This is a genomic window from Acinetobacter sp. Q85-2 (assembly GCF_013420555.1).
GTDB lineage: Bacteria > Pseudomonadota > Gammaproteobacteria > Pseudomonadales > Moraxellaceae > Acinetobacter > Acinetobacter indicus.
The window spans coordinates 61,685-79,581 of the sequence record NZ_VOXW01000010.1; the positions used below are offsets into that span (position 1 = coordinate 61,685).

Below are 17,897 nucleotides of genomic sequence, written 5' to 3' on the forward strand. Positions count from 1 at the left end.
GATTTGTCAGGCTGAAAATACAGATGGTCGGAGAGTGCAATGGGGGCGTTGAACTTTAGTTCATCTGCGATTAAAAGGTATTTGTACTTGCCTGAAAGTTGATTTAGACTCTCGCAAAAATGAGGTGAATTTATTCGCGTGCCAGGCAAAATGACTTGCCTGAAACGACAGGAAATAGAGTGATTTACCTTAGATGAAGATTGATTGATTAGTTCAGTAGGCAGCATTACACTACCTCAATCATAAAATATAAAAACGCGTTAGCTGGAGAATACGCATGTCAGCTCAGTTTGATCATGTATCAGTGGTAAAAAAATCCAATGTTTATTTTGGCGGGCTCTGCATTAGTCATACGGTGCAATTTGAAGATGGCACCAAAAAGACGCTGGGTGTGATTTTACCGACTGAACAAGCCTTAACTTTCGAAACGCATGTTCCTGAACGGATGGAAATTATTTCAGGTGAATGTCGTGTGCAAATCGCTGATAGCGAAGAAAGTGAGCTTTTCCGCGCTGGTCAGTCTTTTTATGTACCGGGCAACAGCCGTTTTAAGATTGAAACTGATGATGTACTGGACTACGTTTGTCATTTAGAAGGCTAAGCATTTTTAGCCCAAATCGGTTAAACTAGGCCGACACAGAAATCCTGTAAAGTTTCCTTTGCAGGATTTTTCTTTTGGATTTACAGCACAGCGTTGAGGTCATTCATGGCAAAACCAGAATATTATTATGGCGTTCATTCGGTAGAGTCATTGTTAGAACTTGAACCGGAGCGTGTATTAACCCTGTTTACCCTCAAAGGTCGTGATGACCAGCGTTTACAGCGTATTCTGGAACTGGCAGAGCCGTTTGGTATTAGCGTACAAAAAGCCAGTCGTGACAGCCTGGAAAAACTGGCCGGTTTGCCATTTCATCAGGGCGTGGTGGCTGCGGTGCGTCCGCATCCAACCTTAAATGAAAAAGATTTGGAACAGCTGTTGCAGCAGTCCAATCAGCCACTGTTACTGGCTCTGGATCAGGTCACCGATCCGCATAATCTGGGCGCCTGTATCCGTACGGCAGCAGCCATGGGTGTAGAAGCGGTGATTGTACCGCGTGACCGTTCAGCCAGCCTGACCCCAACGGCGCGTAAAGTGGCTGCTGGTGGCGCCGAGAAAGTTAAATTTATTCAGGTTACCAATCTGGCCCGTACTTTGGGGCAAATCAAAGAGCAGTTTAATGTGCGCGTGGTCGGCACCATGCTGGATGAAAAAGCCTTGCCGATCCAGAAGTTTGACTTCACCGGTACGGCGGTGTGTGTGGTGATGGGAGCCGAAGATACCGGTTTGCGCCCAATCACCCAGTCGCAGTGTGATCAAACCGTGTATATCCCGATGATGGGCAATCTGCAAAGTCTGAATGTTAGTGTGGCCACCGGCATGGCGCTGTATGAAGCCTGCCGTCAGCGTCAACCGGCTTAAGCGCTCTTTCCATCTTAATGATCAACGCGCGTCAGCAAGGCTATCTGTTACTGGCCATCACCATGTGTATTTGGGGGGGCTTTACCCTGAGTACCCGTTTAAGTGCCCTGTGGGGCATTAGTGCTTGGGATCTGGTGGCCTTGCGTTTTATGCTGGCCTTTTGCCTGCTGATGCCGGTTTTGCTATATCGTAAAGATACGGCATTTTTATGGACCCGACAGTCCTTTATCCTGGCGATGATTGGCGGTGTCGGTTACTGCCTGACGGCTTATAGTGCATTTCATTTTGTGCCAGCGGCGCATGCGGCGATTTTCTTGAATGGCTGTATTCCCTTATGTACTGCACTGGCGGCCTGGTTGCTGTTTCGACAGCCCTTTGACCGGCATACCTGGATTAGCGTATTGATCATGCTGCTGGCGATTGCTGCCATGAGTCTGCTGATGTATCAGGAAACCGGTGTCGCTTTCGGTTTTGGCGATCTGCTGTTTTTCCTGAGTGCCTTATGGTGGGGCGTCTTTACGGTGCTGTTGCGGCAATGGAAGCTGTCGGCCTGGCATTCTATGGCCAGTGTAGCCATCTGGTCAGCTTTGGTGTATGTGCCTATTTATTGGCTATTTTTTCCAAAAAACCTGAGTGGTCCCGAACCACTGCATTTAATCGGCCAGACCCTGTTTCATGGAATTTTTGTGGTGATTATTGCCACGCTCAGCTATGTCGAAGCGATTAAGCGTTTAGGTGCTTTTAAGGCTGGCAGTATTGTGACCTTGGCACCGTTTATTGCCGCTATTCTGGCGGTACCGTTACTGAATGAGCCATTGAGCCTGGCGATTGTCTGTGGTCTGCTTGGTATGGGCATTGGGGCGTTACAGCCTTGGCGCTGGTGGGGCCGGAAAGACAGCTTAAGCCAGCAAATCGAACGACAAAACAAGCCGTCTTAAACCGACTGCTGCTGTTGCGCCAAAGTCAGATAGTGTTGATGTAAGGGTTGAAGCTGGGCATAGAGATGCTCCAGATGACCATCATTCAGCACAATATCATCTGCCCGCTGGCGTTTGTCTGCGCGTGACATCTGTACCTGAATAATCTTGCGAATTTGTTCGATACTTTGTCCATCGCGTTGTGAGGCGCGTTGAATCTGCAGTTCTTCAGAGGCATCAATTAACAGGTTGCGCTGGGTCAGTTCATGCTGGTTGCTTTCAAATAACAGTGGAGACACCAGCACCACATAGGCACTGCGGGCTGCCTGTAACTGCTGGATGATCGACTGGCGAATGGCCGGATGGGTAATTGCTTCCAGGGTTTTGCGTGCTGCCGGTTCTTTAAAAATATGCTCGCGTAAGGCACGGCGGTTGAGCTCGCCATTGAGCAGGACCCAGTCGCCAAAGGCCTGATGAATCTGGGTCAGGGCCGGCTGGCCTGGCTCAACCACTTCACGTGCCACCACATCTGCATCGACCACCACAATGCCTTGGGTTTCAAACCAGTGACTTGCTGCCGATTTACCGCTGCCAATGCCGCCAGTTAAACCCAAAACAAATGTCATCCTGTTGTCCTTATTGACCTAAATAAAGCTTCATGATTGCATCACCCCACAAAAAGGCGATCCAGCCGGCAATGGCAATATAAGGGCCAAAGGCAAAAGGCTGGTTCTCTTTGCGGATTTTCAGCAAAATAATGCCAATGATTGCACCAACCAGAGAAGATAGCAACACAATCAGCGGCAGCATCAGCGGGCCCATCCAGGCACCTAAGGCGGCCAGCAATTTAAAATCGCCATAGCCCATACCTTCTTTGCCAGTCACCAGCTTAAACAGGTAATACACCACCCACAGACATAAAAAGCCAATGATATATCCCCAAATGGCAGAGCTAGCGGAGGTGTACAGGGCATAGCTGTTCACCCCCAAGCCGAGTGCAGCCAGGGGGAGGGTATAGCGGTCAGGCAGCAGCTGGGTGTCAAAATCAATAAAGGTCAGGGCAATTAACACATAGGTCAACACCAGGCCAAACAGCATTTGCAGGGTCGGGCCAAAAACCGCGACTACGGTTAAGGCACACACTGCGGTCAGCAGTTCAATAAAAGGATAACGAATACTGATCGGGTTTTGGCATTGGCCACATTTGCCACGTAGAAGCAGCCAGCTGATTACTGGAATATTCTGATACCAGCGAATCGGGCTGTGGCATTTCGGACAGGTCGAGGCTGGCTGACTGAGGCTGATTTTGCTTTCATCAATGATGGCCTGTTCAGGATGCAGCAGCATTTGACAGTCATTGCGCCATTCCTGTTCCATCATTTTTGGCGTGCGGTAAATCACCACATTCAGAAAACTGCCAATACATAAACTAAAAATCCCAACTACGAAATACAGCGCAGTTGGGTGTTGAATCAGATAATGAATGAATTCTTGCATTAAACCACAGAGCCCATTTGGAAGATTGGGAGATACATCGCGACCACCAGACCGCCGACCAGAATCCCGAGAACGGCCATAATCAGTGGTTCCATCATCGAGGTTAAGCCATCGACGGCGTTATCGACTTCGTTTTCGTAGTGAGTAGCGACTTTATCCAGCATCGCATCCAGCGCACCGGATTCTTCACCAATCGCAACCATCTGCACGGCCATGGATGGGAATTTATCCGTGACCCGCATGGCAAACTGCAACTGCTGACCGGTGGCGACATCTTCACGGATTTTCATTACTGCTTCTTCATAAACCACGTTGTTGGTGGCGCCGGCAGTGGATTCCAGTGCATCAATTAAGGGAACACCGGCAGCAAAGGTGGTGGCCAGGGTACGACTATAACGCGCGATAATCGCCTTATACACCAGATCACCAAAAATTGGTGCTCTCAGGGCGGCTTTGTCCAGCAGGTCACGGAATTTCTTGCTGCGTTTCTTGGCTTCCAGAAAAGCTGCAATCGCAAAGCCGACCACAATAATCAGCACAAACCAGTATTTCTGGGTCCACTGCGACATATTCACCACCATTTTGGTGAAGGCTGGTAAGTCGGCACCAAAAGAGGTGAAGAGTTCTTCAAACACCGGTACCACTTTGACCATCAGGATAATGGTGACAATCACCGCCACCACAATCACCGTTGCCGGGTATTTCATGGCTTTCTTGATTTTTTGTTTGAGTAATTCGCTCTTTTCTTTATAGATCGCTACCCGGTCCAGCATAGTTTCTAGAGCACCCGACTGTTCACCCGATTCAACCAGCGAGCAAAACAGATTATCGAAATGTTGCGGATATTTACGCAGTGCACCAGCAAAGGTATTGCCCCCTTCGACTTCGCCTTTAATCCCCAATACAACTTCACGCATGGCCGGGTTTTCCAGACCTTCAGCCACAATTTCAAAGCTTTGCACCAGCGGTACACCGGCTTTCATCATGGTCGCCAGCTGGCGGGTAAAAATCGTGATGTCCAGGGTCGAGACTTTTTTCTTCATCAAGCCTTCAAGAATATTTTTCTTCTTCTGGCGGATGGTTTTGATGGTGATCCCTTGCTTGCGCAACGTGACCTTGGCCAGCGCCATATTACGTGCTGGCAGTTCCCCTTTAAGTTTTGCCCCTTTGCGGTCAATCCCTTCATAAATAAAGGTGGGCATCATCTGTGCTTTTTTGACAGCCATGCGTGTTTATCCTTATTTTAAATGCTTCATCTATTCGCTGGTCACACGATTCACTTCCTGTAAAGAAGTGACCCCCTGCATGACCTTGATTAATCCTGAACGGCGTAAATTGTTAAACCCAGATTTTGCCGAGGCTGCTGCAATTTGCAAGGCATTACCATCTTCCATAATAATGCGTGAGATTTCCGGGGTGACTTTCATTACTTCATAGACCCCGACACGGCCTTTATAACCTTCACGACATTCCGGGCAGCCAACCGGCTGATACAGCTGGAACTCTGGCTGGTTTAAATCTTCTTCGGTAAAACCGAGTTCCAAGAGGCTCTGGCGTGGAATCTCCACCGGGGCCTTGCATTTCTGACACAGACGACGTGCCAGACGCTGGGCAATCACCAGGTTCACCGAGGTGGCGATGTTAAATGAGGGGACGCCCATGTTGCGTAAACGGGTCAGGGTTTCGGGTGCACTGTTGGTGTGCAGCGTCGACATGACCATGTGACCGGTTTGTGCGGCTTTAATGGCAATTTCTGCAGTTTCCAGATCACGGATCTCACCGACCATGACAATATCCGGATCCTGGCGCAGGAATGATTTTAGTGCTGCGGCAAAGGTCAGACCCACTTTCGGGTTGACGTTGACCTGATTGATGCCTTCCAGGTTAATTTCCACCGGATCTTCGGCGGTAGAAATATTGGTGTCTTCGCGGTTGAGAATGTTTAAGCCGGTATATAAAGATACGGTTTTACCGGAACCGGTCGGGCCGGTGATCAGCAACATGCCTTGTGGTTTGTCCAGCGCCTCCATAAACAGCTCTTTTTGCTCCGGTTCATAACCAAGTGCATCAATCCCCAGCATGGCACTAGATGGATCGAGAATACGCAGTACAATTTTTTCCCCGAACAGGGTGGGCAGTGAGTTGACACGGAAGTCGATGGCTTTGTTTTTTGACAGCTTGAGCTTGATCCGGCCATCCTGCGGAATACGTTTTTCCGAGATGTCCATTTGTGACATAACTTTTAAACGTGAGGCGAGCCGTGTAGCCAGCTGTAACGGAGGATTGGCAATCTGGCGCAGTACGCCGTCAATCCGGTAACGGACCCGGTAGCTTTTTTCATAAGGCTCGAAGTGTAAATCCGAGGCGCCCATACGGATTGCATCGATCAGTAACTTGTTAATATATTTGACGATTGGGGCTTCATCGCCTTGTGGCTCATCGTTATCTTCTTGTGTTTCGGGAGCGTTGTCGCCAACTTCTAGATCAAAGTCTTCATCAAAGTCAAAGGTGCTGTCTTCGGTAAAGTTCTGTTCAATCAGCCGTTCCAGCTTGTCATGCTCAACAATCACCACTTCAATATTCAGCTTGCTGTTAAAGCGGATCGCATCAATGGCTTCGATATTGGTTGGGTTACTGGTAGCGATATAAAGCTGATTGTGACGTCGGAAAATGGGCAGAATTCGGTATTTGGTGAACAGTTTTTCATCCAGACCTTCACGTACAATCAGACGCGAATCGTACACCGCCAAGTCAAAAATCGGTTCACCAAATTCATAGGAAATTTTTTCAGCAATGGTCAGCGGTGAAATCTGCAACTGCTGAATTAAATACGGCACAATATCGGTCTCGGCTTTTTTCGCCGCGACAATGGCTTGCTGCATATTTTCAGCCGTCACAAGCCCTTCTTCGACCAGTCGCCGAATAAAACCTGTAAATCTAGGCATTGCTTGTTGTACTGACATTCCCCAACGTCCTTAAAAAAAATCAAAAAAGTTTGTTTATAATTGGTATCACAAAATTATACTTTTGTTGCATAAAAATACCATATCTGAAAATGATGTCACCACCTAAGTATCCCCTAAAAGCATGAACCAGTCGCAATTAATCGGCAAAGATTTTTGTTAAGCCGATGTTCAGATGGGCCTATTTAGACTGCAAATCTAAAAATGCCGCAACAAATTGTTCTGTCCTGAATCGATTTACGTGTAGAATGTGCGCGATTGAAACATAGGTATTTGAATAGGTATTGTATGTCGGGTTCGGCGATTACGCCTTGGGTGATTGGCAATTGGAAAATGAACCCAGTGCAAGCAGAAGCGCAACAGCTGGTTTCAGAATTTAAAACATTATTAGAACAGCAGGCCATTGATGCCGCACAGTGTCATTTAGGGGTTGCGCCAGTTGCAATCGCATTGGGCAGTGTTCAGGAACAGCTGAAAACTGCGGTACGTCCGGTGTATACCGTGGCACAAGATGTTTCACGTATTGCTGGTTTAGGTGCTTATACTGGTGAGGTGAGTGCCGAGCTATTAAAAGACAGCCAGATTGGCTTTGTACTGGTCGGTCATTCAGAACGCCGTGAAATTTTTGCTGAAAATGTGCAAATTCTAAATGCAAAAATTCAAAATGCACTGGCAGCCGGTCTGACCGTAATTTACTGTGTCGGTGAAAGCCTGCAGCAGCGTGAAAGTGGCCAGGCCGAGCAGGTGGTATTACAGCAGATTTGTGACATTGCGGCAGTGGTCGAGGCAGAGCAGTGGCAGAATATTGTAATTGCCTATGAGCCAATCTGGGCCATTGGTACTGGTAAAACCGCTTCGCCTGAAGATGCGCAGGCCATGCATGCCAAAATTCGTGAAGGTCTGACCCAGCTGACCAGCTATGGTCCGCAAATGGCTATTCTGTACGGTGGTAGTGTTAAGCCGGAAAATGCAGTAGAGTTAGCAGCCTGCCCAGATATTAATGGCGCGCTGGTCGGCGGTGCTTCTTTAAATGCGGCATCGTTCCATCAAATTGCGCAGGCCTTTGCCAATACACAATAATTAGGAGTTCAGCATGCAAACTTTTGTGCTGGTAGTACATATTATTTTAGCCGTCTTGATGATTGTGCTGATTCTAGTTCAGCACGGCAAAGGGGCAGATGCTGGTGCTTCTTTTGGTGGCGGCGGTGCGGCGACCGTATTTGGTGCCTCTGGTTCGGGTAATTTTATGACCCGTTTGACTGGAATTTTAACGGCTTTGTTCTTTATCACCAGTCTGACCCTGGCGGTATTTGCCAAACAGCAAACCACCGATGCCTACAGTTTAAAATCAATTCCGGCGACCACAACCGCGCCGGCAACATTGCCTGATTCTTCACCAACTACACCTCAAACTGGCGAATAATTGCAATTAGGCCTTTATTTTTCGCGGTGATGCGACTAGAATGCGTCACAGCTGCGGTGGTGGTGGAATTGGTAGACACGCTACCTTGAGGTGGTAGTGCTTTCGGGCGTGGGGGTTCAAGTCCCCCCTTCCGCACCAAACTTATAATCCAGAACATAAGTTTGGTGTATGCAGCAAAACTTCTGTTGATGCGGGATGGAGCAGTCTGGTAGCTCGTCGGGCTCATAACCCGAAGGTCGTTGGTTCAAATCCAGCTCCCGCTACCAATCAATCCTTTTTAAAGATGCAAACTTTAAAAAGGCGGCTTAAGTTTCTTGAGCTGAGAAGAGTTATTTGTACGCTGATGCGGGATGGAGCAGTCTGGTAGCTCGTCGGGCTCATAACCCGAAGGTCGTTGGTTCAAATCCAGCTCCCGCTACCATTTTTAATGGTTGAGTAATATATTTCATGTTGGTTGAATCTGACGCTTGTTACTCATTCTTCAGCGATAAATAACGCCATATACAGGACATACGATTTTCATTGAAAATTGCGCATATTTTGTATATAATTTTTGCACGTTGATGCGGGATGGAGCAGTCTGGTAGCTCGTCGGGCTCATAACCCGAAGGTCGTTGGTTCAAATCCAGCTCCCGCTACCAAGTTTCTTAAGAGGCTCACAACAAGGTGGGCCTTTTTGCACAGTGGACATTGGTTTTTCTGTGTAATAATAGGGGCGATTTACGCCCTTTTTTATTGGCTATCGTGTAGTGTCGATATGAGCCGGATACGGCATAAACTCAAGTGTCATGTTTCACTACTACTATAGCTTGAATGAGACTGTAGTGGTCAGATCAGGCCATTGAATCGCACCCATATGACGAGAGTAAATGAAGCTATCAAATAAAACCCAGGCACTCCAGGACTTGATTGCACCCGCAGTTGCAGCCTGTGATGTAGATTTGTGGGGAATTGAATTCCTGCCACAAGGTAAACGCTCACTATTGCGTATTTATATCGACAAAGCGGTTGATGAAAATGCCGCACCGGTCCTGAATGAAGACGGTGAACTCGAGCAGGGTCGTGGTGTAGGCGTACAGGATTGTGTGCGCGTGACTCAGCAAGTGGGCGCCATTTTGGACGTTCATGATCCGATCTCAGGTGAATATGCACTCGAAGTGTCTTCACCAGGTTGGGATCGTCCGTTTTTCCAGCTGGAACAGCTTCCTGCCTATATTGGCCAGACCATTGCCTTGCGTTTGATTAGCGCGGTAGAAAACCGTCGTAAATTCCAGGCGAAACTGGTGGCAGTTGACCTTGAAAATGAAACCATTCAGGTTGAAGTTGAAAAACAGCAAGTGCTGGAAATTGACAGCCATAATATCGATAAGGCCAATCTGGTTTATCAAGATTAATTCAATAAATAAGAATCTAAAATAGGTGACTTATGGCACGCGAAATTCTTACCGTCGTTGAAACGGTTAGTAACGAAAAAGGTGTAAGTCGTGAAGCAATCTTTGAGGCGCTAGAGCAGGCTCTTGTTGCTGCGACGAAAAAGAAATTTTACGAAGGCACAAATGCGGAAGAAGCACGTTTACGTGTAGAAATCGACCGTAAAACAGGTGACTACCGTACTTTCCGTCAATGGGAAGTGGTGGCGGATGAAGATCATGAAATGCCAGCATGTCAGGATGCGATTTCTGATGTCGATCCGGCGCAGTGGTCAATTGGTGACATTCGCGAACTTGAAGTGGAATCAATTGATTTCGGTCGTATTGCGGCGCAAATTGCCAAACAGGTAATTGTTCAGAAAATTCGTGAAGCAGAACGTGCACTCGTTGCCGATGCTTATGAAGCCAAAGTGGGCGAGCTGATTTACGGTGAAGTGAAAAAGCAGACCAAAGATGGCTTTATCATTGATTTAGGTGACAATGCCGAAGCGTATCTGGCACGTGAAGAAATGATTCCAAAGGAAATTCTGCGTCCAAAACAGCGCGTGAATGCCATTTTATTTAACGTCAACCGTGAAGGTCGTGGTGCGCAATTATTATTGTCACGTGCAAAACCTGAAATGCTGATGGCGTTAATGAAAAAAGAAATTCCTGAAATTTCTGAAGAAATCATTGAAATCAAGGCGGCTGCGCGTCAACCAGGCGTTCGTGCTAAGATTGCAGTGAAAACCAACGATCATCGTATTGATCCGGTTGGTGCATGTATTGGTATGCGTGGTACGCGTATCCAGGCAGTCCAGCAGGAACTTAATGGTGAACGTATTGATGTGGTGGTGTGGTCAGATGATCCGGCACAGTACATTGCCAGCGCTTTAGAGCCGGCTGATGTATCGAGTATCGTGATTGATGAAGATGCACGTACTGCTGACATTATTTTTGCCACCAGCGATCAATTGGCCCGTGCCATTGGTTCACAAGGTCAAAACGTACGTCTGGCATCTGAACTGACCGGTTATAAACTGGACATGATGCTGGAAGAAGAATATTACGCGCGTCAGCAAAATGAAGCGCAGCAATATCTGGATATGTTTGTATCGCGTTTGGACATTGCAGAAGACCTGGCGATGGCACTGGTTGAAATGGGCTTCACTTCACTGGAAGAGATTGCCTATGTACCAGCAGAAACATTTGATGAAATTGAGCTTGATGCCGAGCTGGTTGAATTATTGCAAAGTCGTGCCAAAGAAGTGGCTTTGGCAGATGCGTTAAAACAGCAAGAAAATATTCAGGATCCGAGTGACGAACTTCTGGCAATGGAAGGGATGACACAAGAGATCGCCTATGCGCTTGCTGCTCGTGGTGTAGTGACCGTTGATGACTTGGCAGACCAGGCCACCGACGATATCGCAGATATTGAAGGTCTAGGTGCTGACAAAGCGGGTCAACTCATTATGAAAGCACGCGAATCATGGTTTAACTAGGAGGTAATGTATGACGGACAAGACGATTAAAGAGTTAGCGCTCAGCGTAGGACGTCCAGTTGAGAAACTCCTGGAGCAGGTTCGTGATGCAGGTTTACCGCAACGTAAAGCTGACGACATTATTTCCACTGAACAACAAGATACCCTCGTGACCCACTTGAAAAAAGTACATGGTCAAGATGCGGGTAATGCAGGACAAATCACGTTGAAACGTAAAACTACCAGTACTGCTAAAGTGGCAAGTACGTCAGGTAAGGCGAAAACAATTAATGTAGAAGTGCGCAAGAAGCATACATTTGTCAAGCCAGACCCTGAGCAAATCAAAGCAGAAGCTTTGGCCAAAGCACAGGCTGAAGCAGAAGCCAAAGCAGCTGAACAGCAAGCCCGTGAACCGGCGAAGCCAAAAGCTGCGCCAGAAGCTGCCAGCAAAGGCGAATCTAAAGCCAAACAGGCCTTAGAAGCAATGCGTGCTGCTGCGAAACAGGAAACCGCCAAACAGGAAACTTCTAAAGCCGCTGTGGTGGTGAAGCGTAAATCAACCAACAAGCCAGTGGTGAAAGCCCAGGTTAAAGTGGTTGAAACGCCTGAGCAAAAACGCGCCCGTGAAGAACAGGCAGCACAGTTGAAAGCGACTGAAGAAGCTGCACGTCGTAAGGCAGCTGAAGAAGCGCAGCAACGTACCCTTGAGCAAATGCGTAAAATGGCATCGAAGTATTCATCTGATGATGCTGCACCGACCATTCGCGTAATTGATGATTCACCATTGGCCGCAGGTCTGGTGGGTCAGGCGTATGAAGATTCATTTGCCAAAGAAGACCGTGAAATCAAACGTGGTGGCGGAACCAAAGATACCCGTGGCCAGAAGAAAGGCGGCCGTCGTGGTGAAGAACAGTCATTCCGTGACAACTCGCATAAACGTGGTTTAAAAACCAGTCAGGCCAACAAGCATGGCTTTGAAAAACCGGTGAAAAAACAGGTTTATGATGTAGAAATTGGTGAAACCATTATTGTGGCTGACTTGGCTGCGAAAATGGCAATTAAAGTACGTGAAGTAATCAAGACCCTGATGAAGATGGGTGAGCTGGTCACACAAAACCAGGCCATTGATCAGGATACTGCGGTGCTTGTGGTTGAAGAAATGGGCCACAATCCGGTGCTGGTGTCTGAAACTGCGGCAGAAGACAACCTGCTGGAAGCGGCTGAAGAAGCACGTGGTGAGCAAACTACGCGTCCACCTGTTGTTACCATCATGGGTCACGTTGACCATGGTAAAACCTCGCTTCTTGACCGTATCCGCCGTGCTAAAGTGGCACAAGGCGAAGCCGGTGGTATTACCCAGCATATCGGTGCTTACCATGTGACAACAGACAAAGGTATCATCACCTTCCTGGATACTCCGGGTCACGCCGCGTTTACCGCGATGCGTTCACGTGGTGCCAAAGCGACTGATATCGTGGTGTTGGTGGTTGCAGCAGATGATGGCGTGATGCCACAAACTGCAGAAGCGATTGACCATGCGCGTGCAGCGGGTACGCCAATCATTGTTGCCATCAACAAGATGGACAAAGATTCAGCTGATCCAGACCGCGTACTGAACGAATTAACCACCAAGGAAATCGTGCCTGAAGAATGGGGCGGTGATGTTCCAGTCGCCAAAGTTTCCGCGCATACCGGTGCCGGCATTGACGAATTACTTGACCTGATTTCAATTCAAGCAGAAATGATGGAATTGAAAGCCTCTGAAGAAGGTGCAGCACAAGGTGTGGTGATTGAAGCACGTGTTGATAAAGGCCGTGGTGCAGTGACCTCGATTCTGGTTCAAAACGGTACCCTGAAAGTGGGTGACTTGGTACTTGCCGGTTCATCTTATGGCCGTGTACGTGCCATGACCGATGAAAACGGTAAACGCATCAAGTCTGCTGGTCCATCAATTCCAGTGGAAATTCTGGGTCTGCCAGAAGCGCCAATGGCGGGTGATGAAGTACTGGTGGTCAATGACGAGAAGAAAGCGCGTGAAGTTGCTGATGCGCGTATGGATCGTGAACGTCAGAAACGTCTTGAGCGTCAGTCTGCAATGCGTCTTGAGAACATCATGGCGTCTATGGGCAAGAAAGATGTGCCGATTGTGAACGTGGTACTGAAAACTGACGTACGTGGTACGCTGGAAGCATTGCACGTGGCACTGGCCGAGCTTTCAACGGATGAAGTGAAAGTCCGTGTGATTGGTTCAGGTGTCGGTGCGATCACTGAATCTGACGTAACGCTGGCTGAATCTTCAGAAGCGGTACTGCTGGGCTTTAACGTTCGTGCCGACAATACTGCACGTCAAAAAGCCGATGCTGACGGTATCGACATCCGTTACTACTCGATCATCTATCAATTGATTGATGACGTGAAAGATGCGATGAGCGGCAAACTGGCACCAGAACACCGTGAAACGATTCTGGGTGTGGCTGAAGTCCGTGAAGTATTCCACTCAAGCAAGTTCGGTGCAGCAGCAGGCTGTATGGTACTGGAAGGTACTTTACACCGTAACAAGCCGATTCGCGTATTACGTGATGATGTGGTGGTGTTCCAGGGTGAACTTGAATCTCTGCGTCGTTATAAAGACGTGGTGGAAGAAGTCCGTGCCGGTATGGAATGTGGTCTTGCAGTCAAAGGCTATAAAGACATCAAAGTACAAGACAAGATTGAAGTGTACGATGTCCAACTAATTAAACGGAGTCTTTAATGGCGGGTAGTCAGCGTCTTAAGCGAATGGCAGATACGGTACAACGCGAGTTGTCCGACCTGATCCGCCAGGAGCTGAAAGATCCACGTCTGGGTGGTCTGGTGACCATCTCGGCGGTGAAAGTCAGCCCAGATTTAGGCTATGCCGAAGTGTATGTGACCGTAATGGGTCGTGAACTTGGCGATGAGCAAAGTGAAGCGGCAAACAAGGAAACCCTGGATGTGCTTAACAAAGCCTCCGGTTTCCTGCGCCATGAGCTGAGCCGTCGGATCAAGACCCGGATTACGCCGCGTTTGCGTTTCCATTACGATAAAACCAATGCCTACGGTAACTATATGTTTGGTCTGATTGCAGAAGCAGTAAAAGATTTACCAGCTGCCGATGCAAAAAAAGATGAAGAATAAGTAGGCCAGCAGGTCTATGCAAAAAAGCCACCTTCGGGTGGCTTTTTTATGTCCTTCATAATTGCTTGACTTGCTATTTCTCAGCGGATACAAGCCCTTTAAGATTGCAATCAGGCAAGGGCAGGGCGGTTGAGACAGCACATAAAAAACCTGACCAGGAACAATCCGGGTCAGGTTTTTTTAGAAGATGACGCGAAGACTTATTCGTCTTTAGAGGGTTTGATTCTGCCCAGTGGTTCACGATCTGTAAAGGCGCGGTGACGGCTACGCTGCCATGGTAGCGGACGTTCCAGGGTTTCTGGGACTTCACCACTCATCGAGCGCAGACGTAAATGCAGGGCTGCCTGTGCCATCAGGTTGGCCGATACCGGCGCGGTAATAAAGGCAAACAGGGTAATCAGCACTTCGGCAAAACCAAAGCGACCCAGATAAGCTGAATAAATAATGGCAGCAATCAGGAAGCTGCCCAGACCTAAGGTACTGGACTTGGTCGGGGCATGCAGGCGCATAAACAGGTCCGGCAGACGAATCATGCCAATTCCGCCGACCAGCATAAAGAAGGTGCCGATTAACAGGAAAATGGAGACCAGGATTTCCATCATCAGTTGCATGCTGTTCTCCTAATCAATCACGTGGCCAGAGGTGAAGTAACGGGCCAGGGCAGCGGTTGAAACAAAGCCCAGCATCGCCACCAGTAATGCACCTTCAAACAGTGAAGTGCTGGTCCAGTAAATACCCAGTACTACAATCAGGCAGGTCGCATTTAAGAACAGGGTATCTAGCGCCAGCAGACGGTCGACAATTGACGGTCCCATAATCAGACGAATCAGGCACATAAACATCGAGCCGGCAATGGCAATCAGGCAGATGCCAATCGCATAAGGCAATATCATCATGAGGCCACTCCTGTCTTGACGTTAAAGATTTCAATCAGCGGCTGTTCATAACGGCTCTTGATCAGGGCAATTTCAGCTTCTTCATCATCGGTACTTAAGGCATGCACCAGAATATCGCCGCGGTCCTGGTCAATACCGGCCGTGACCGTCCCTGGCGTGGTGGTAATGATCATCGCCAGCAAGGTGTTGACCTGTTCATGCTCGGTCTCCAGCGGTACACGGAACCATTTCGGATGCAGCGCATCGGTGGGTCCCAGCACCTGTTTGGCGACGCGGATATTGGACAGGATAATATCCCAGACCACCACCCAGAACAGTTTAAAGGCTGGCACCCAGTGGATATTCGGGGTGCGGGCAATAAACGGTTTGACCATCAGTGGAATCAGGATACTCAGGATCAATGCCATCAGCAGATTGCCGGCAGAAACACTATGTGCCAGTAACAACCAGCTAATGGCCACAATCACCGAAACAAAGGGATGTGGCAGCCAGATATCCCAAAACGATGTCTTTTGCATAGTTATGGCTCCATAGGTTTAAGTTGTGGCAGGTCGTTGCTTGCGGCGTCCTGCTCAATCTGCTGATTGATCTGACGTTGTTTATAGTCCGAAATATGCTCACCTTCCAGTGTATTTGGACTGATTACATACGGAATCAGCTTGGCATTCGGGTCCGGTTTTTCACCACTGTATTTGGTTTCTGGCAAATAGTTTGGATCATAAGGCTGGACGCTAATCACCTGGCCGGTTTCATCCTGCTTTAACACCGCCATTTCATACAGACGGTTGTTCTGCATTTGCTGGGCCGTGCTAAAGGCATAACGCTGGATTGGATTAGCAAAAACCACATAAGCCACCAGTGCTGCCAATAACAGGTAAATGGCCTTATCATTGCCTTTCGGGGCCTTGGCTGGCAGGGCCTGGTAGCTGTGATAGGCGTCATTGTCCGGATCATCTTCCGGACGCGATGCGCGCCAGAACAGGATAAAGCCAACCCGGGTCAGGGCCAGAATACTGAGTAAACCAACTAGCAGCACCACGGCAATAATAATGCCCTGATAAGGCGCATCAGCCGTGGCCTGTAACAAGAATACTTTACCGAGGAAGCCACTAAAAGGCGGCAGGCCGGCAATCATCAGTGCAATCAGCAGATAGGTAATTGACATCACTTTATGCTGTTTCATTTGCGGGGCGATATTAAAGTGATCCTTAAATTCACCGCGCTGCGCCGTGACCCAGCCGCAGAACAGATAGAAGGCAGCGGCAATTAAGGTACTGTGTACCAAGTAATACAGCGCTGCCGTCCAGGCCTGGGTGCTAAACAGGGCAATCGCAATCAGGATGGTCCCAACCGACGACAGCATCATAAAGCCGACAAAACGACGTAAGCGTTCTGCCCCAATCGCGCCAATGACGCCATACAGTGAGGTAATCAGGCCAATTGGCAATAACCAGTTGCTGAGAATTTTCTGGCTCAGTTCATCATCAAAGACCGTCCCATTGACCCTTAAAATCGCATAAATCCCGACCTTAGTCATAATGGTAAAAATCGCCGCCACAGGGGTAGCTGCTACGGCATAGGTTTTCGGTAACCAGAAGCCGACCGGCAGCATCGCCGCTTTAATCCCGAACACAATAAACAGGATCAAGCCGCCGACCACCGCCAGACGATGCTGATCTTCTGCCAGCGTCGGTATTAAACGCGCCACATCGGCCATGTTAAGGCTGCCAACACTGCCGTAAATCATGCCCAGACCAATCAGGAACAGTGCTGAAGCCAGCAGGTTGATGGTGACATAATGCACCCCAAGCTGAAAGCGCGGTTTGCCCTGACTGTGCAGCAAGAGTACATATGAAGCCAGCAGTAGCACTTCAAAAAATACGAACAGGTTAAATAAATCGCCGGTGAGGAAAGCCCCGCACAAGCCCATCATCAGGAAATGGAACATGGCATGGAAGTAGCGGCCACGTTCATCCCATTGCTGGCAGGCGAACCACAGCACTGGCAAGGCCAGACCGTAAGTCAGCACCAGCATTAGCGCAGACAGCTGATCCAGTACCAGTACAATCCCGAATGGAGCTGACCATTCGGACAGGTTGTAGACGGTAATCTGGCCGGTTTTGGCCAGCATCAGATAGCTGATCGCCAAGCCCAGTCCGAGAATAGTGGAAATCAGGCTGATGCCACGACGCCACGGCTGGCGCCAGTCATACGACAGCGAACCCGAACCCGGGTTGCCCAGCAGCACCAGAATAAAACCGGTAAAAGCCGGCAGCAGGATGCTGAGAATAGGAGTGTGTTGCGCCCAGAATTGGATAAAGTCATGCATTATGGCTCATCCTCACGTGGGTCAAGTAAAGCAGGATCATCTTTGGCATCCACATGGTCGGTTCCCGATTCATAACGGCTGCGTAAGGCCAGTTGCACCACAAAGGCGGTGGTGGCAAAGCCAATTACAATAGCAGTCAGCACCAGTGCTTGCGGTAAAGGGTCGGTGGATTGTGCTGCCGTGGTTAAAATGGCCGGTGCATTCAGCTGAATCCGGCCCATGGCGAACAGGAAAATATTGACTGCATAACCAATCATGGCCAGGCCCAGTACCACCGGAAAGGTACGTGCCCTTAAGATCAGGTACACGCCGGTGGCGACCAGTAAACCTACAGAGGTTGCGACTAAAAATTCGATACTAATCATGC

At 48.7% G+C, this 17,897-nt stretch carries 18 protein-coding genes and 4 tRNA genes; 13 read left to right on the forward strand and 9 right to left on the reverse strand.

The window, feature by feature from the left end:
• Positions 1-277 precede the first annotated feature (277 nt).
• From FTT68_RS07500 to FTT68_RS07510, 3 genes are all read left to right on the forward strand, one after another.
• The gene (locus tag FTT68_RS07500; protein WP_005181767.1) at positions 278-601 is read left to right on the forward strand and encodes a pyrimidine/purine nucleoside phosphorylase; all 324 of its coding nucleotides are present in this window, start codon (positions 278-280) and stop codon (positions 599-601) included.
• Positions 602-706: 105 nt separating this feature from the next.
• A complete protein-coding gene (rlmB, locus tag FTT68_RS07505) occupies positions 707-1,459 on the forward strand; it encodes a 23S rRNA (guanosine(2251)-2'-O)-methyltransferase RlmB (protein ID WP_005181769.1) in 753 nt (250 codons plus the stop codon).
• A 17-nt stretch (positions 1,460-1,476) separates the two neighbouring features.
• Positions 1,477-2,397, forward strand: coding sequence for a DMT family transporter (locus FTT68_RS07510; protein WP_016659657.1), 921 nt, complete (start codon positions 1,477-1,479; stop codon positions 2,395-2,397).
• Here the strand turns inward: FTT68_RS07510 and coaE are convergent.
• Genes coaE through pilB form a run of 4 tightly spaced genes read right to left on the reverse strand, consistent with a single transcriptional unit; the run spans position 2,394 to position 6,836 of the window.
• Positions 2,394-3,002: a dephospho-CoA kinase gene (gene coaE, locus FTT68_RS07515; RefSeq protein ID WP_005181773.1), complete on the reverse strand. Its 609-nt coding sequence runs from the start codon at positions 3,000-3,002 to the stop codon at positions 2,394-2,396. The two genes, FTT68_RS07510 and coaE, sit on opposite strands and share 4 nt — an antisense overlap.
• A 10-nt stretch (positions 3,003-3,012) precedes the next feature.
• Positions 3,013-3,873, reverse strand: a complete 861-nt coding sequence (locus FTT68_RS07520; RefSeq protein ID WP_005181774.1) for an A24 family peptidase — start codon at positions 3,871-3,873, stop codon at positions 3,013-3,015.
• On the reverse strand, positions 3,873-5,099 hold the full coding sequence (locus FTT68_RS07525; RefSeq protein WP_016659656.1) for a type II secretion system F family protein: 1,227 nt from the start codon (positions 5,097-5,099) through the stop codon (positions 3,873-3,875). Before FTT68_RS07525 ends, FTT68_RS07520 begins: the two co-directional genes overlap by 1 nt.
• 30 nt (positions 5,100-5,129) lie before the next feature.
• Positions 5,130-6,836 (reverse strand): type IV-A pilus assembly ATPase PilB, encoded by a 1,707-nt coding sequence (pilB, locus tag FTT68_RS07530; RefSeq protein WP_168370330.1) that lies wholly within the window; start codon positions 6,834-6,836, stop codon positions 5,130-5,132.
• 288 nt (positions 6,837-7,124) lie between these two features.
• On the opposite strand from pilB, the gene tpiA reads away from it, so the two are divergent.
• The 10 genes from tpiA (at position 7,125) to FTT68_RS07580 (ending at position 14,305) form a co-directional block, all read left to right on the forward strand.
• Positions 7,125-7,916 carry a triose-phosphate isomerase gene (tpiA, locus tag FTT68_RS07535; protein ID WP_005181780.1) on the forward strand — a complete coding sequence of 264 codons (792 nt, stop codon included), beginning with the start codon at positions 7,125-7,127 and terminating at the stop codon, positions 7,914-7,916.
• 13 nt (positions 7,917-7,929) lie between these two features.
• Positions 7,930-8,259 carry a preprotein translocase subunit SecG gene (gene secG / locus FTT68_RS07540; RefSeq protein WP_005181783.1) on the forward strand — a complete coding sequence of 110 codons (330 nt, stop codon included), beginning with the start codon at positions 7,930-7,932 and terminating at the stop codon, positions 8,257-8,259.
• A gap of 53 nt (positions 8,260-8,312) precedes the next feature.
• Positions 8,313-8,397, forward strand: a tRNA-Leu gene (locus FTT68_RS07545).
• A 51-nt stretch (positions 8,398-8,448) separates the two neighbouring features.
• Positions 8,449-8,525, forward strand: a tRNA-Met gene (locus FTT68_RS07550).
• Between the two features lie 78 nt (positions 8,526-8,603).
• Positions 8,604-8,680: transfer RNA gene (locus FTT68_RS07555), tRNA-Met, on the forward strand.
• Positions 8,681-8,823: 143 nt separating this feature from the next.
• Positions 8,824-8,900 (forward strand) — tRNA-Met (locus FTT68_RS07560).
• 228 nt (positions 8,901-9,128) lie between these two features.
• Positions 9,129-9,653 (forward strand): ribosome maturation factor RimP, encoded by a 525-nt coding sequence (gene rimP, locus FTT68_RS07565; RefSeq protein WP_005181784.1) that lies wholly within the window; start codon positions 9,129-9,131, stop codon positions 9,651-9,653.
• Positions 9,654-9,685: 32 nt separating this feature from the next.
• Positions 9,686-11,170 carry a transcription termination factor NusA gene (gene nusA, locus FTT68_RS07570; RefSeq protein WP_005181786.1) on the forward strand — a complete coding sequence of 495 codons (1,485 nt, stop codon included), beginning with the start codon at positions 9,686-9,688 and terminating at the stop codon, positions 11,168-11,170.
• 10 nt (positions 11,171-11,180) lie between these two features.
• On the forward strand, positions 11,181-13,901 hold the full coding sequence (gene infB, locus FTT68_RS07575; RefSeq protein WP_005181788.1) for a translation initiation factor IF-2: 2,721 nt from the start codon (positions 11,181-11,183) through the stop codon (positions 13,899-13,901).
• Positions 13,901-14,305, forward strand: a complete 405-nt coding sequence (locus FTT68_RS07580) for a ribosome-binding factor A (protein ID WP_005181793.1) — start codon at positions 13,901-13,903, stop codon at positions 14,303-14,305. The genes infB and FTT68_RS07580 overlap by 1 nt, the downstream gene beginning before the upstream one ends.
• A 200-nt stretch (positions 14,306-14,505) precedes the next feature.
• Here the strand turns inward: FTT68_RS07580 and FTT68_RS07585 are convergent, their stop codons facing one another.
• From FTT68_RS07585 to FTT68_RS07605, 5 genes are read right to left on the reverse strand one after another with little or no spacing between them, the layout of a single operon-like run.
• On the reverse strand, positions 14,506-14,916 hold the full coding sequence (locus tag FTT68_RS07585) for a Na+/H+ antiporter subunit G (RefSeq protein WP_168370331.1): 411 nt from the start codon (positions 14,914-14,916) through the stop codon (positions 14,506-14,508).
• A gap of 9 nt (positions 14,917-14,925) precedes the next feature.
• The gene (locus FTT68_RS07590; protein ID WP_168370332.1) at positions 14,926-15,201 is read right to left on the reverse strand and encodes a monovalent cation/H+ antiporter subunit F; all 276 of its coding nucleotides are present in this window, start codon (positions 15,199-15,201) and stop codon (positions 14,926-14,928) included.
• Positions 15,198-15,719, reverse strand: coding sequence for a Na+/H+ antiporter subunit E (locus FTT68_RS07595; RefSeq protein WP_104499197.1), 522 nt, complete (start codon positions 15,717-15,719; stop codon positions 15,198-15,200). The genes FTT68_RS07590 and FTT68_RS07595 overlap by 4 nt, the downstream gene beginning before the upstream one ends.
• Before the next feature lie 2 nt (positions 15,720-15,721).
• The gene (locus tag FTT68_RS07600) at positions 15,722-17,530 is read right to left on the reverse strand and encodes a monovalent cation/H+ antiporter subunit D (protein WP_168370333.1); all 1,809 of its coding nucleotides are present in this window, start codon (positions 17,528-17,530) and stop codon (positions 15,722-15,724) included.
• Positions 17,530-17,895, reverse strand: a complete 366-nt coding sequence (locus tag FTT68_RS07605; RefSeq protein WP_075167613.1) for a Na+/H+ antiporter subunit C — start codon at positions 17,893-17,895, stop codon at positions 17,530-17,532. The genes FTT68_RS07600 and FTT68_RS07605 overlap by 1 nt, the downstream gene beginning before the upstream one ends.
• Positions 17,896-17,897 lie beyond the last annotated feature (2 nt).

What these genes read in the sequence shown, in the direction of transcription:
- FTT68_RS07500 (WP_005181767.1), top strand. Translation starts at nt 278, where the DNA reads ATGTCAGCTCAGTTTGATCATGTATCAGTGGTAAAAAAATCCAATGTT.
- rlmB (WP_005181769.1), top strand. Translation starts at nt 707, where the DNA reads ATGGCAAAACCAGAATATTATTATGGCGTTCATTCGGTAGAGTCATTG.
- FTT68_RS07510 (WP_016659657.1), top strand. Translation starts at nt 1,477, where the DNA reads ATGATCAACGCGCGTCAGCAAGGCTATCTGTTACTGGCCATCACCATG.
- coaE (WP_005181773.1), bottom strand. Translation starts at nt 3,002, where the DNA reads ATGACATTTGTTTTGGGTTTAACTGGCGGCATTGGCAGCGGTAAATCG.
- FTT68_RS07520 (WP_005181774.1), bottom strand. Translation starts at nt 3,873, where the DNA reads ATGCAAGAATTCATTCATTATCTGATTCAACACCCAACTGCGCTGTAT.
- FTT68_RS07525 (WP_016659656.1), bottom strand. Translation starts at nt 5,099, where the DNA reads ATGGCTGTCAAAAAAGCACAGATGATGCCCACCTTTATTTATGAAGGG.
- pilB (WP_168370330.1), bottom strand. Translation starts at nt 6,836, where the DNA reads ATGTCAGTACAACAAGCAATGCCTAGATTTACAGGTTTTATTCGGCGA.
- tpiA (WP_005181780.1), top strand. Translation starts at nt 7,125, where the DNA reads ATGTCGGGTTCGGCGATTACGCCTTGGGTGATTGGCAATTGGAAAATG.
- secG (WP_005181783.1), top strand. Translation starts at nt 7,930, where the DNA reads ATGCAAACTTTTGTGCTGGTAGTACATATTATTTTAGCCGTCTTGATG.
- rimP (WP_005181784.1), top strand. Translation starts at nt 9,129, where the DNA reads ATGAAGCTATCAAATAAAACCCAGGCACTCCAGGACTTGATTGCACCC.
- nusA (WP_005181786.1), top strand. Translation starts at nt 9,686, where the DNA reads ATGGCACGCGAAATTCTTACCGTCGTTGAAACGGTTAGTAACGAAAAA.
- infB (WP_005181788.1), top strand. Translation starts at nt 11,181, where the DNA reads ATGACGGACAAGACGATTAAAGAGTTAGCGCTCAGCGTAGGACGTCCA.
- FTT68_RS07580 (WP_005181793.1), top strand. Translation starts at nt 13,901, where the DNA reads ATGGCGGGTAGTCAGCGTCTTAAGCGAATGGCAGATACGGTACAACGC.
- FTT68_RS07585 (WP_168370331.1), bottom strand. Translation starts at nt 14,916, where the DNA reads ATGCAACTGATGATGGAAATCCTGGTCTCCATTTTCCTGTTAATCGGC.
- FTT68_RS07590 (WP_168370332.1), bottom strand. Translation starts at nt 15,201, where the DNA reads ATGATGATATTGCCTTATGCGATTGGCATCTGCCTGATTGCCATTGCC.
- FTT68_RS07595 (WP_104499197.1), bottom strand. Translation starts at nt 15,719, where the DNA reads ATGCAAAAGACATCGTTTTGGGATATCTGGCTGCCACATCCCTTTGTT.
- FTT68_RS07600 (WP_168370333.1), bottom strand. Translation starts at nt 17,530, where the DNA reads ATGCATGACTTTATCCAATTCTGGGCGCAACACACTCCTATTCTCAGC.
- FTT68_RS07605 (WP_075167613.1), bottom strand. Translation starts at nt 17,895, where the DNA reads ATGATTAGTATCGAATTTTTAGTCGCAACCTCTGTAGGTTTACTGGTC.